Annotated in this window: 15 protein-coding genes; 5 read left to right on the top strand and 10 right to left on the bottom strand. The window is 28.3% G+C overall.

Annotated elements, in window-relative coordinates; all coding sequences use genetic code 11:
- Nucleotides 1–340 precede the first annotated feature (340 nt).
- From ACKTTC_RS06820 to ACKTTC_RS06845, 6 genes are all read right to left on the bottom strand, one after another.
- Entirely contained in the window at nt 341–853 is a 513-nt protein-coding gene (locus tag ACKTTC_RS06820) for a hypothetical protein (protein ID WP_408039056.1), read from the bottom strand.
- 60 nt (nt 854–913) lie between these two features.
- Nucleotides 914–1,315 carry a hypothetical protein gene (locus ACKTTC_RS06825; protein WP_408039057.1) on the bottom strand — a complete coding sequence of 134 codons (402 nt, stop codon included), beginning with the start codon at nt 1,313–1,315 and terminating at the stop codon, nt 914–916.
- A 59-nt stretch (nt 1,316–1,374) separates the two neighbouring features.
- Nucleotides 1,375–1,794 (bottom strand): hypothetical protein, encoded by a 420-nt coding sequence (locus ACKTTC_RS06830; RefSeq protein ID WP_408039058.1) that lies wholly within the window; start codon nt 1,792–1,794, stop codon nt 1,375–1,377.
- A 1,138-nt stretch (nt 1,795–2,932) separates the two neighbouring features.
- Nucleotides 2,933–3,724 carry a hypothetical protein gene (locus ACKTTC_RS06835; RefSeq protein WP_408039059.1) on the bottom strand — a complete coding sequence of 264 codons (792 nt, stop codon included), beginning with the start codon at nt 3,722–3,724 and terminating at the stop codon, nt 2,933–2,935.
- A 33-nt stretch (nt 3,725–3,757) separates the two neighbouring features.
- Complete coding sequence (locus ACKTTC_RS06840) at nt 3,758–5,158, bottom strand: hypothetical protein (RefSeq protein WP_408039060.1); 1,401 nt, start codon at nt 5,156–5,158, stop codon at nt 3,758–3,760.
- A gap of 502 nt (nt 5,159–5,660) precedes the next feature.
- Complete coding sequence (locus ACKTTC_RS06845) at nt 5,661–5,996, bottom strand: single-stranded DNA-binding protein (RefSeq protein ID WP_408039061.1); 336 nt, start codon at nt 5,994–5,996, stop codon at nt 5,661–5,663.
- Nucleotides 5,997–6,158: 162 nt separating this feature from the next.
- Here ACKTTC_RS06845 and ACKTTC_RS06850 point away from each other — a divergent pair, with 162 nt between their 5' ends.
- Nucleotides 6,159–6,509 (top strand): hypothetical protein, encoded by a 351-nt coding sequence (locus tag ACKTTC_RS06850; protein WP_408039062.1) that lies wholly within the window; start codon nt 6,159–6,161, stop codon nt 6,507–6,509.
- Nucleotides 6,510–6,566: 57 nt separating this feature from the next.
- Nucleotides 6,567–7,229, top strand: a complete 663-nt coding sequence (locus ACKTTC_RS06855) for a hypothetical protein (protein WP_408039063.1) — start codon at nt 6,567–6,569, stop codon at nt 7,227–7,229.
- Between the two features lie 2 nt (nt 7,230–7,231).
- On the opposite strand, the gene ACKTTC_RS06860 is transcribed toward ACKTTC_RS06855, so the two are convergent.
- Nucleotides 7,232–7,699, bottom strand: coding sequence for a CBS domain-containing protein (locus tag ACKTTC_RS06860; RefSeq protein ID WP_408039064.1), 468 nt, complete (start codon nt 7,697–7,699; stop codon nt 7,232–7,234).
- Between the two features lie 196 nt (nt 7,700–7,895).
- Between ACKTTC_RS06860 and ACKTTC_RS06865 the strand changes: the two genes are divergently transcribed.
- Both ACKTTC_RS06865 and ACKTTC_RS06870 read left to right on the top strand, forming a co-directional pair.
- Nucleotides 7,896–10,190, top strand: a complete 2,295-nt coding sequence (locus ACKTTC_RS06865) for a M28 family peptidase (RefSeq protein WP_408039065.1) — start codon at nt 7,896–7,898, stop codon at nt 10,188–10,190.
- 69 nt (nt 10,191–10,259) lie between these two features.
- Nucleotides 10,260–10,538 (top strand): Sec-independent protein translocase subunit TatA/TatB, encoded by a 279-nt coding sequence (locus ACKTTC_RS06870; RefSeq protein WP_408039066.1) that lies wholly within the window; start codon nt 10,260–10,262, stop codon nt 10,536–10,538.
- A gap of 12 nt (nt 10,539–10,550) precedes the next feature.
- Here the strand turns inward: ACKTTC_RS06870 and ACKTTC_RS06875 are convergent, their stop codons facing one another.
- From ACKTTC_RS06875 to ACKTTC_RS06885, 3 genes are all read right to left on the bottom strand, one after another.
- The gene (locus ACKTTC_RS06875; protein WP_408039067.1) at nt 10,551–11,192 is read right to left on the bottom strand and encodes an O-methyltransferase; all 642 of its coding nucleotides are present in this window, start codon (nt 11,190–11,192) and stop codon (nt 10,551–10,553) included.
- Between the two features lie 363 nt (nt 11,193–11,555).
- Complete coding sequence (locus ACKTTC_RS06880; protein ID WP_408039068.1) at nt 11,556–12,128, bottom strand: sigma-70 family RNA polymerase sigma factor; 573 nt, start codon at nt 12,126–12,128, stop codon at nt 11,556–11,558.
- Nucleotides 12,129–12,142: 14 nt separating this feature from the next.
- The gene (locus ACKTTC_RS06885) at nt 12,143–12,622 is read right to left on the bottom strand and encodes a nuclear transport factor 2 family protein (RefSeq protein ID WP_408039069.1); all 480 of its coding nucleotides are present in this window, start codon (nt 12,620–12,622) and stop codon (nt 12,143–12,145) included.
- 119 nt (nt 12,623–12,741) lie between these two features.
- Here ACKTTC_RS06885 and panB point away from each other — a divergent pair, with 119 nt between their 5' ends.
- On the top strand, nt 12,742–13,560 hold the full coding sequence (gene panB / locus ACKTTC_RS06890; RefSeq protein WP_408039070.1) for a 3-methyl-2-oxobutanoate hydroxymethyltransferase: 819 nt from the start codon (nt 12,742–12,744) through the stop codon (nt 13,558–13,560).
- Nucleotides 13,561–13,642 lie beyond the last annotated feature (82 nt).

The raw sequence follows: 13,642 nt of genomic DNA on the forward strand, positions 1-13,642 counted from the left end.
CTGATTTAGTGTTCATATATTTCGGGGGTATATGAGCCACTAAATTAATACTTTTTTTAGAAATATAAGATTGAAAACATATTTTGCGTTTTCTATTGCGTTACGCAAACAAACGCAATAATATTATAGAAGCACAATTAGAGTTTATCTAAATTTACAATCAACAAAGGTTTAAGTTAGAGTTTTGCATTTAATTATTGTAGGGTAAGAACAGTATTATTTTACTTTATTAAATAGACTCTCTTTAGAAGAACAAAACTATAATAATATACCTTTTAAGTCATTTTTAGTCTATACCGACATTATTGCGGTTATACATCTTTGTTGACAATTCGTTTTTTTATCCAATTTCAAATATGTCACTAATAATTCGGTTGACTGTATTCTTTGTTCTTGGTACACTGTCGATTTCTAAATATTTTTTCAGTCCGTTTGCAATTCTGTCCAGTTTAGGATTATCCATAAGTTTTGGTCTTAATTCTCTCATCCAAGGCGACTGATTTAATCTTTCGCCTAGAGTTGTACAGAACATTGTAGCGTCAATAGCGACTATACTCCAAGGTCTTCCCATTTCAAGCCACTTTTCCGCTCTTACCCAAGTGAAATTCGAGCTAGCTGATAAATGTCCCCAATCCTGTGTTACATTTTTCACTCTATCCACATTTTGTTCTACCCAATCTAAAACGGGTTCATATTTGAGGAAATTAAGTGGTGTCATAAATTCAATCAAGTATCGATCCTCACATTCATTTAGTTCGTACGTGATTAATTCAAAAGCACTTTTAGTATCGTGCTTATCAATTATTTCTCGCATTCGGTTTTGAAAATTTTCTACTTTTTCTCTATCGTACATTTAGAGTTAGTTTAAATGGCCGCCAACACCTTAATATAGCAATTAATCAAGTTTATCTAATTATAGAATCTTTGAGTAAAAGTATTTAAACTTTTCGAGAAGTTTCGTTTGTTTCTCAGTTTGCGTAGCAATTTCCTCATGTTTATAAAAAACATGTTTTTCACCTCCAAAAATTAAATAATCTCTGTTATCTCTTTGCAGTTCTTCAAAACTTTTATTTAATTTACTGAGACTATCTAAGATCAAATTATGAAAGTTTACAATAAAATCGGTTTTGTTTTTAAAAAAAATAGCTTTCTCATTAGTTTGTAATCTAAAAGTTTCATTATCATTTACCATGTTTTTTACATAGTATATTTCTTCAAACTCAATGCCGCTATTTTTTAATAAAGATTTGAATTTTAAACCAGTTATCTGACTAACCTTTTCATATACTATTTCATCATGTTTTTCTTCATTCATTATTAAAGTATTAAAGATAAATTAGAAAATATTTGTTGTATTTGTCAAAGATTATTTCTTTACTTGTTTAAGATGAGTTGGTTTATGGTTTTTAAATCATCTTCGTTAAACTCAAATTGCTCCTTTTTGATTAAAAAAAGATAATCCATTAATTCATTTACATAAAATATTTGTGGTTTATATTTGATGTCTCCTTGCATACTAGGAATAATATTTCGAGTTTCTTTGAACATGTAGCCTATAGAAAATTTATTTAGTTGTTCATGAACTTTAAAACCATGTAAATTAGATTTATATACAGTTAAATATTGAGGTGCTAGATACTTTGCTTCAAAATTAAAAACCTCAATAAGCCATTTACCGTTTATCTGAATCATTGAATAACTATTATTAACTCCTTGTATTTCCTCTTTTAATATTTCAGATAATATTTTAGGAGTGACTAAAACTATTTTTTGAAGATTTATGTTATAAATCAAATGACCTATTTTAAGTTTATTAGATATTTTTTTGTAATTAATAACGGGGTTTGTAAAATTTTCAGATGAATAATTATTAGAAATCATGGGAACTTATTATTAGTATTATTTTAAAGTATGGTAAAGATAAAATAAACTATTGCCTTTAATAATTAATTATACTTTTTTAAATTACTATATGAAGATGTTTTCAAGATTAAATAGAAGTAAATTTGTGTTTAAGTATTTTTTTCAATACAAGTATATTGAATAAATATAGAATAATATTAAAAAACTTTGGATGGTAAAATAAAATGATTGATTAATATAATTTTTGCAACTTACTTTGTTATTAAAAAGTTTAAATATTAATTCAATTCCCTAAATAGACTCCCTTTTCGAATATAATTAAAAGAACATTAGTGTTTTGATTTACAATTAGTTTATGCCGTTATACGTCTTTATTATAACTGGCTTTTATTCAATTGTTCCGTTAAACGTTTTATATTCACTATAAACTGTAATACCAAAAAGATTCCATTTCAAAGTTCTATTAGCTATAAATTCTGCTTTTCCATTCTGATTCAGATTGGTTGTGTTAATTAAATTCCCATTTACACCTACTTACTAATCTAGTTAGAAAGCTGTTACTTTCTATTGGAATATATTCGTTTTGGTCAATTGAATATTTTACGAGCATATTTATGTCAAAAGTCCAGTTATTTTCCAAAACTACTCGTCTTAATTCCGAAATATTTTTTTGTTAAAATCTAAAGTTATTAATATTCGATTCGAATTTTTCTCCAATTCAGAAGCAGATATTATCTGAAAAACCCCAATAACTACGATACAAATTGAAGTCACTTTAAATTTAAATTGCGGTTTAAATATCTTTTTCCCTTTTAAGATAAGTCCTATAATCAAATAGAGAAAGTAAAAAACAAGTACTCCGTTTATTATTGACCAAATTAAATGCATCACAGTTTTTGTTTTTTATCTTATTTAAAACAATTATTTACTGATTATTAGAATGACGGATAAAGTTAGACTGAACCAAACGTTATATTTTATTTTTATCTTACCCATTCTTAAAAGCCAATTTCGAAGTGTTGGTAAGTGTTTATAAATAGATTTAAGCTTTCATAAACTTTCTAACCTCTTATTTGCTGTATTTAGAATTATTAGCTTTTTCTACTATCATCACTTGATGTGTTATTGAAAACAAATCTATCTTGTAACCATAATCATTGACTTCTGCTACTCCATAACAATATATCAGTTTATTTTCTATTGTATTTATTCTATTTTTATTTTTCTCAACATAAGAAGCAGGAATAAAAAGGTCAAACTTATTTTTATTACCATATTTACCTCCGTTAGTTAATGGTAATTTTATGCTTTTCCCTACTTCAATTGATTTGCTAGTATAGCCTTTGAGTATACATATAAAACTGTTATTCTCGTTCTTTAGTTTCTCAATTATAGTATCTTGACGCATAATTATGTCAATTAGTTTTACTGTCTTTTTATCCTCTGTCCTTAATGTTAATTCTTTTAATTCATGCCAAGAAAGAGAATTTAATGAATTAAGAAATTGTCGACTTCTCTTTCCAAAATATCTCTTTCTGATTTTTCGTTTTTTTTCATTGGAATCTAAATTTATCAATCTCTCCCCACGTGGTAAAATAGTAGAAATAATCGAATAGATATTTGAATTGTCCTGTTTTGAAAATCGTTTATAGTTTAATTCAATTTCACAATTCGGTTGGTGGCTCGTATTCGGCCAATTTTTAAAATGTGGATCTTCTTTATTTATCCCTCTGTTGAATTGAATTTGCGCACCACACTCCACACACTTGAATTGGTTTCTGTTGAAGTCATTATAGTTGTCATCTACTTCAAAAGCATCGATTGTTTCATTTTTATATGTAGCAGAGTTTGTTCGAGACATATTTATTACTGAGAGAGTTATAGCCTTTAACTGTTAGTTAAGTGATAAATTAGCATTTATTTTCTTTTCAATTCGTGATTTTATCCTAGGTTTATTTTCATTTCCAATCATTCTCAAACATTCTCGATAAAGCTCTATCGATCGTTTTCTTAAATTCCACATACTAAATTGGTCAGCAACTTTTTCTATTGGTCTAAAATCTTCTTTATTATAGAGATTTAAAAATAATTCAAGTAGTTTAATTGAATTCTCTGATTTTTCCAATTCTGAATTCTTAAAGTCAAATATGTAAATAAGGTTTTTGTTAAACTGTTCTTTTTTGTAAAGATAATAGTCTGATGATTGTTTACCATAAATTTTTGGCTCGATTTCTCCGCTTATCAATTTTTCTAACATATTATTTGCTTGATTGATAAAATAAATAACCTTGTCGTATTTATTATTGTTTATCAAGACTTTTAACCAATCATTAAATTTCCCAGTATGTATTGCAGAGTCAATATCAAATTTGTATTTCTCAAATTCTTTATCCACAATTTCTTCATTATTAAGTTTAATTTCAATATTAACTTTTAATTCTTTATAATCTTCTTCTCTTTTTAGTTCTAATGCTTTATCAATCTCCTTTTGTGCATTCTCAAATTCTTGATTATCAAAAAAGGTAACTGCCTTTATAAAATATTCTAAATGTTCGCTATATGCTACAAAATCCGTTAATGGTACGCCTTGTTCATTTAGAGCTTTGATGAAGTAAGGTTTCTTCGTAATTCTTTTTCCTGTTTGAAGAGAAACTTTGTGTTCCTTTTTATTTAAGTTGGCATCATAAAAACCAAAATAACGTTCACTTCTTTTAATGGCTTTCCATCTGCCTTGTATTTCCTTTTTGGGGTTCAGTCCAATTTCGTGCCATTCCGAAATAGGTTTTACTATATCAACATATTTTAAAATTTGTTTTGGAAGTTCAATATAGTTTCCAGTTTCTAAATAAATTGGAAGTTCTTTATTTTTCTCTAATTCTTGTTCTTTTTTCTTTTTACGTTCTTCTTGCGGTAGAAATTGTTCTGGATATTCAACTTGAAAGTATTCTCTGAATTCTAAGTACTCTTGTTTAATTATCTCCAAAATATCATTAAATTCTCCGTTATCATTTACATTTTGTTGTCTTATACTTTCATAAAGTTTAGAGTAGGATAGATTTACTAAGTCAACATCCCCAGCTCTTAAACCTTGTTGTATTTTTTGGTAGTGCCAATCAATTGCATTTATTCTATCGGGATATTTTATTTTAGATAATTTTGATTGAAAGGAAGGACGGGATTTAAGAGAGTTTTTTTTCTTTGAAAGATTCTTCTTCTCTTGTTGATTCTTTTGTTTGTTTTTTCCAATATAATAAAGTGTTACTAAAACAATTCCTATTATGATTATTACTTTCATTTGGTTGGTCGTAAACTGATATTAATACTTTTTGTATAGTTTTTGGGATAAAATAACGATTATTTTCGGTTGAGTACAAGCCAAATTTTATTAAAAAAGTTTAAATGAATTCAAATTATATTCGAAACTTTAAAGAACTAAGTTTAAGTTTAAAAAAATAAAGCTGAAATATTAGTTTTTATTCTAAAGTAGAATATTCCTGTAACAAATAATCCTTTTATCTAAATTTAGCTGCATGTTTTAGATTTTTTTATCTTTGAGTAAAAGTTTTTTCTAAAAAAACATAAAAAATTCACACTTTTACCCGAATTCTTACCCTTTAAAACTTAAAAACCTATAAAACAAGCATATAAATAAGTGAAAAATCACCCGTTTTGGGTGATTTTAATAAAAGTTATCATTTTTAGGAAAGAATGTTATAAGAAAAAACCCAACAGTTGTACACTGTTGGGTTTTTCTTTCTTTTTCAATTTCTTTTTGGTGGTTTTAGCAATTTCCCCCTCTACTTGTTACCTAACATTAAAAGTTCGTTACATACTACTTCTGTAAAGTAACGTTTCTCTCCGTCTGGGTTTTCATAACTTCTAGAAGTTAGTTTACCTTCTATCATTACTTCGCTTCCTTTATCTAAATACATTTCGATAATTTCTGCTGTTTTGTTCCAAGCCACAATGTTATGCCATTGCGTATCGGTAATTTTTTGTCCTTGTGCGTTTTTGTACATTTCGTTAGTTGCTAGTGAAAATTTGGCTAGTTTTTTTCCAGATTCTAAAACTAAAATTTCTGGTTTGTTTCCTAAGTTCCCAATTAACTGTACTCTGTTTTTAAGTGCATTCATAATATTAATTTTTATCGTTTAACAGTTAAGACATCGCCATTGAATAATGACACTGCAAAGATGCAACAAGAAAGAAGTTAGAGTCGGTTGTAATGCGTTTACTTTCGATTGTAAATGTTTGTAGTCGTTTACATTCAGTTAATTTATCTATATTTGTTTTCTATGGAAAAAAGAGCTTGCTTAGAATGCGGAGAACCTTTAAGAGGTAGAGCAGATCAAAAATTTTGTTCGGACTATTGTAGAAATACTTATAACAATAAAGTAGATAAGGACACAAAAAATTTAATTCGGAATATTAACAATCGATTAAAGAAGAATTATAAGATTTTATCTGAATTAAATACTAAAGGAAAAACAAAAGTTAGTAGAACTAAATTATATGATAAAGGGTTCGATTTTCAATTATTCACTTCTATTTATAATACTAAAACTGGTAATACTTACTTTTATGTATATAACCAAGGATACTTACCTCTAGAAAACGAGCTATTTTTATTAGTAAAACAAGAATAATGTGTTTGTGTAACATTTCTACAAATTTATACACTCATTATTATAAATAAATTCACTATGATCTTTGCTATTATAATTCCTGTAGTCCTTATTCTTTTTTTCTTGATTTATTATTTCAGTAATAAACAAACCATCATACGAAAGTTACGTAAAATTCCAAGTGCGGGTATTGGTAGTATTCGAACAAATCAACTTGTAAAAGTTACAGGAAAAGCGCTGCATGTTCATGAACCTTTAGTAGCTCCTTTCAGCAAACGAAAGTGTGTGTTTTTTAGAATTAAAATAGAGCAAAAGAAAAGCTCTGGCAAAAGTTCACATTGGTCTACAATTTTAAAAGAAGAACGAATTCAAGATTTTTTTATTGATAAAAATGGTACTTCTGTAATGGTGCAACCTTCAAAAAATTTGAGAAATTACAAAGCACATTTAGTGGTAGACAAACATACTTCTTCAGGAACCTTTAAGGATCCTTCTCCTGAATTTTTACGTTTATTAAAAGAATATAATATCAAAAGCACAGGTTTTTTTGGCTTTAATAAACAACTACGCTATTCAGAAGCAATTGTAGAAATAGGTGAAGAAGTTACAGTAGCTGGGACAGCAAAATGGAAAAATCTTAATGAGCCTGTAGCTGGATATGATTATTCTAACATTTTAGCATTAGAAAGTACTAATCAACAAAAATTAATCATCACTGACTTATCAAAAAAACAATTATAATTTTATTTCCACGTATTGCTTTTTAATTTCATTGCTGCTTTCAGCACATCTTTTTGACTTATTTGTCCAACAAGCTTACCATTTTCTACGATAGGAAATCTTCTACGTTTAGATTCAAGAAACTTATTGGCTGCATCAAAAATATTCATATTTCCATCTATGGTTTCTACAGAAGTTATCATTGCTTTTTTTACAGTATTATTTTTATCTACTGGCAAATTATGATATCTACTTTCAGATATTTGTTTCATACAATCTCCTTCGGAAATAATCCCAATTAGTTCGTTTTTTTCATTTACTACTGGACCACCAGATATTTTATATTTTATTAATGTTTCTATAACTTCTTCAATAGGTTGTTCTTCTTTGAAGGTTATTAAATTTCTCGTCATATAATCTGACACTAAAATAGGTTCAGACTCTTTCGTATTCGTTGTAGTTCTTTTACCTTGAAAGCTTTTAATTCCCATAATCTTAACATTTAACCTTTTTAAATATACTGATTTTAAAGCTCTTATAAAAAAATCTTTCTTTTATTTTATTTTCCTATTTTTAGTACGGGTAAAATAATATATAAAAAGGACGCTATGTTGGAAGCAACTTATAGCCTAATATACATAACACTAAAATTGCATCTTTTCTAAACTACAAAGGAATCATCTACCAATGAACACTATCAACAAAACCATTGCTTTAATCATTATTTTAATCACAGTATATTGGAGTTTTTCTGACATGATTCCTAGTCATTCAAATGATGAAACCTCTTTAAACACTCAAGAATTTTCGGTAAATAACGCACTACAACATTTAAAAAATATTTCCCATAAAGCTCATAGTGTAGGTACAGATGAGCACAAAAAAGTACAACAATATTTAGTTAAGGAGTTAGAAAATTTAGGGTTACAACCCGAAGTACAAATAGCTACTGTTTTTAATAAAAAATGGGTAGCTGGAACTACTGTTGAAAATATTATAGCTCGTATTAAAGGAAGCTCTAATGGCAAATCTCTACTACTATTAAGTCATTACGATAGTAATCCACATTCGTCTATAGGCGCAGCAGATGCAGGTTCGGGTATTGTAACTATTTTAGAAGGTATTCGTGCATATTTATCTCAAAACAAAACGCCTAAAAATGATATTATTATTGTTTTTTCCGATGCTGAAGAATTAGGCTTATTAGGTGCTGAAGCTTTTGTACAACATCACCCATTAGCTTCTAATATTGGACTTGTTCTCAATTTTGAGGCTAGAGGTAGCGGAGGTCCTAGTTATATGCTAATGGAAACAAATGGTAAGAATAGTGAATTACTAAAAAGTTTTCTAAATGCCAATACTAAATTTCCTGCGGCAAACTCACTAATGTACAGTGTTTATAAAATGCTTCCAAATGATACAGATTTAACTGTTTTCAGAGAAAAAGCAGATATCAATGGATTTAATTTCGCATTTATTGGAGATCATTTTGATTATCATACCGCGCAAGATAGTTATGACAGACTGGATAGGGCTTCTTTAGCTCACCAAGGAGATTATTTAATGGGAGGGTTAAATTATTTTTCTGAAGCTGATTTAACAAACCTTAATAGTAACAAGGATTATGTATATGTGAATTTTCCTTTTATCAGATTGCTTATTTATCCTTTTTCTTGGATTTTACCCCTAATTTTAATTGCTACTTTACTATTTGGAGCACTTATCTTTTATGGAATAAAAAAAGAAAAGATTTCTGTATCTGGAATGTTTGTAGGATTTATTCCTTTTTTATTAGCTCTAGTAATATGTATAATTGTAAATATTGCTCTTTGGAAATTTTTATTATACTTATATCCAGAATATAAAGATATACTTCATGGTTTTACCTATAATGGTTATTATTATATTGCTGCTTTTAGTTTTCTAAACATCTGGATTGTTTTTGCAATTTTTAATTTCTTTAAATATATAGCTGCTATTGATTTACTTATAGCACCAATTACCATATGGTTATTAATAAGTTTTTTACTGTATCTATATTTACCTGGTGGTGCTTTCTTAATTATTCCAGTATATTTTGCTTTAGTCGTTTTAACTATTTTAATCTTTTGGAGCAATTATGCGAAACCTATTTTAATAACTTTAATATCTGTACCAACTGTATACATATTTAGTCCTTTAATTAAAATGTTTCCTGTTGGTTTAGGATTAAAAAACCTTTTTATTTCTGCATTTTTTATTGTGTTAACGCTTGGTTTATTAGTACCAATCTTCCATAAAAAAAACAAAAGAAATTCCTGGGTAATATTTTCAGGTCTTATTACCATTGTCTTATTTATTTTTTCGAGTATTAACAGTGGCTTTTCTGTAGACAGAAAGAAACCTAATAGTTTGGTTTATGTACAAAACTTAGAAGATAAATCGGCCTTTTGGGGAACTTACAACCAAACTTTAGATGATTATACACAACAAATATTTAATGATAATTTTTCTGAAGGCAGCATTGCTAACGCAGACACAAAAAATAAATACAATCGTAAATTTAATTTTTATAAAAAAGCTGAATTTAAAAATTTAGTCACTTCGGAAATTGCGGTTACAATAGATACAATTATTGGTAATGAACGTGAAGTTTTATTTACAATTATGCCACAACGTAAGATTAACAAGTTTGAGTTATTTAACAATGTTCCTTTAACTCTTTCCTTTTTAAGTGTGAATAATGCAGTTATTTATGATACTGTTACAACTATAAAAAAAGAAACTCTACTTATTTATCACATGGGAAATGCGGATAAAGAAGTACAAATAAAAATGAAGTTTCAAAAAGACGAACATTTACATATTACCTTGAATGAAATTTCTAATGATCTTTTAACAAATTCAGCATTTAATTTACAGCCTAGAGATGAAACAATGATGCCAATGCCTTTTGTTACAAATGATGCAATTATTAGTTCTAAAACACTTACGTTCGATTAGCTTTTGAATTACTTATCATTCGTACATATTTTAAGAATTGACTGAGCTAAATTGTGTATCTTTGCTTCTATGAAATTACCTTTTTTATTCATAAGCGGACCAGAAATTTTTGTTATTTTACTAATTGTTATTGTTGTTTTTGGTCCTAGTAAGCTTCCAGAGATTGCTCGTGGATTAGGAAAAGGAATGCGTCAGGTAAAAGATGCTACGAACGAAATTAAAAGAGAAATTAACGAAAGTGCTCAGAAACAAGGTTTAGATACTGAAATTGTTTCAGACATTAACAAGGAAGTTAACGAGGTAAAAGATAATATAGACGACTTAACAGGCCCTATTAAAAGAAGTTAAAAGAGGGCAATGTTACTTTACCCTACTTATTGTAAGTCCATCTCTAATAGGCAATAAAACTGTTTCTACTCTATCATCTTCATTTAAAAGCTTATTGTAAGTTAATAACATTTTAGTATCGTTATCTTTTTCATCTAAAGGTTCTACAACTTTTCCACTCCATAAAACATTATCGGATAAAATAATTCCGCCTTTATTCATTCTTTCAATAATTAAATGAAAATAATTTGGGTAATTCGACTTATCTGCATCTATAAAAACCAAGTCAAATTTTTCTTGAATCGTAGGAATAATTTCAATAGCATTTCCAACATACTGTTTAATTTGATTCGAATAAGAAGATTTTTCAAAATATTTACTTTGCAATTCTTCTAACTCTTCATTCTTATCAATTGTATATAATATTCCATCTTCCTGTAAACCTTCAGCCAAACACAGTGCAGAATATCCAGTATATGTACCTATTTCTAAAATAGATTTTGGAGCAATTAACTTTGAAATCATTGACAATACTCTACCTTGAAAAGGACCGCTTAACATTCTTGGGTTTAAAACTTTTTGCCAAGTTTCTCTATTCAGTTCTTTTAACAATTCAGGTTCTTGCTGAGAATGTTGTACTACATAATTATCTATAGATTCTGGTAAAAAATGCATCTTCTTAAATTTAAAAAAACGGAATTCACCTTATTTAAAAAGTAAACTCCGTTCAATCTAACAAAAAATCAAAAACGGTTTCTTAATCTCAATCGATTAAGTAGACATTTCTTTTAATTTTTCTTTTAATAATTCTTTTTCTCTGTCGCTCATGCAACTAACATGATTTTGACAGTCTAGTTTCTTAGAGTTAAATATATCTGTCATCTTTCTATTCTGCTTAGAATACATTGCACAGATTTTACAAAAGAGAATATGTATATTTAACTTAATCTTTTCTGTAAAAGTGGCTTCATTATACTGAGATTTATTGCATATCTCATTAGCCTCTTGACAAGTTATTTTTAAAAATTTAAACATTTTTTATTTATTGAACCAATTTTTTTCCATGCAACCTCTCAGTTGCGTTCTTGCTCTATGGATAATTACCCAAAGGTTTGACGGAGTAATATCTAACTCCTTACAAATTTCTTCTGTTTCAAATTCTTGAATCGTTTTCATCCTGAAAACCATAGCGTATTTTTCTGGAAGTTTATCTATACAAACATCTATTTGATTTTTCAATTCTTCGTTTTCGATATCCTTCTCTGTCTCACTATTCCAAGATTGGGGAACTCGTTCTTCAATCCAACTCCCTTCATTTTCACCATCTTCATAAAAACTCATACGGACTTCTGCCTGTCCTTTTTTCGAATTTATTTTTCGATAGTAATCAATAATCTTACGTTTCAAAATCGAAATTAACCAAGTTCTCTCAGTCGATTTTCCTTCAAAATTTTTTGCTGATCTCAGTCCAGCAAAAAATGTTTCCTGTACTAGGTCTTTTGCAATATCTGAGCTATTTACTCTTACAACAGCATAATTAAATAAATAATCAGAATAACTATCTACCCAAGTATCAGGATTTAACAGTTGTGTTTTACTTTCATTACTCACACGCTAAAGATACATTATTTTTTTACTTCATTTGCCTTACAATTACCTCTTCTTCTCATGTCTACTAAATAGATAATTTCCCATGTATTATTGTTGTTAAATAACTGGAATGAATTGGCTCCACAATGGCTAAATTTACCGTTAAAATAAAATTCATAAGGGGTCCAAACCGAAGCTAAATTTCCATCAACTTTAATATCATAAGACAATAATTTTTCTAAATAAGTGTCTGTCTTTTTCTTTGCTGCAATTCCTGCTAATAATTTTTCTCTAGTTTCATCTCTTAAAATTCGTTTTCCTTCTTTATTTGTGTAAGTAGTTTGAATTTTAATTCCAGAATGTAATGTACTACTTACAATTGAAGAGTCTCCTTGATGTAACCCTTCAAAAAAAGTATCTATTACTTTTCTTATTTTTTGCTTTTCTGGCACTGTTTGACTATTCATTACAAAACTTGTTATTAAGAAGATAAAGAAAAAAGAGAATCGTTTCATTTTATTAAGTTTTATGTAAAGCTAAAAAAAAGTAACCTGTTAAATTCAAATTAACAGAAGATTAACGAGTTTCATGTATTTTGTATATTTTTACCACAACAAAAAATAACAAACAGTACATGTCTATAGCAAAAAAAGAGTACAAAAGAGTTACAGTAAAATCGTTAATAGAAATGAAAGCCAATAAGGAAAAAATATCTATGCTTACGGCATATGATTATACAATGGCTAAAATTGTTGACGGAGCTGGTATTGATGTAATTTTAGTTGGAGATTCGGCTTCTAATGTAATGGCTGGGCATGAAACAACATTGCCTATTACACTAGACCAAATGATTTACCATGCTAGTTCAGTGGTTCGTGCTATATATCGCTGTTTAGTTGTTGTAGATTTACCTTTTGGAACTTACCAAGGAAACTCTAAAAATGCCTTAGAATCTGCTATTCGAATTATGAAAGAATCTGGAGGTCATGCCGTAAAGCTAGAGGGTGGTAGTGAAATTTCTGAATCTATTTCTAGAATTTTAACTGCTGGAATTCCGGTTATGGGACATTTAGGACTTACGCCACAATCTATTTATAAATTTGGTACGTATACAGTTCGTGCAAAAGAAGAAGAAGAAGCTAAAAAATTAAAAGAAGACGCTAAGCTTTTAGAAGAATTAGGTTGTTTTGCTTTAGTGTTAGAAAAAGTACCCGCTAAACTTGCTAAGGAAGTAGCAGAAAGTTTAACTATTCCTGTAATTGGTATTGGAGCTGGTAATGGTGTAGATGGCCAAGTTTTAGTAACACACGATATGCTTGGAATGACACATGAATTCAACCCACGTTTTTTACGTCGTTATTTAGACTTACACACAGAAATGACAAATGCTTTTAAACAATATAGTGCAGATGTAAAGAGTTTAGATTTTCCAAATGAAAACGAACAGTATTAAATAGTATATTTTTCTTAAGAAAATAATAAAAGCATCAAATATTCTATAATTTCTATAGGATATTTGATGCTTTCTTTTTAAA

Origin of the sequence: Tenacibaculum amylolyticum (assembly GCF_964511145.1) — a bacterium.
Lineage (GTDB): Bacteria > Bacteroidota > Bacteroidia > Flavobacteriales > Flavobacteriaceae > Polaribacter > Polaribacter amylolyticum.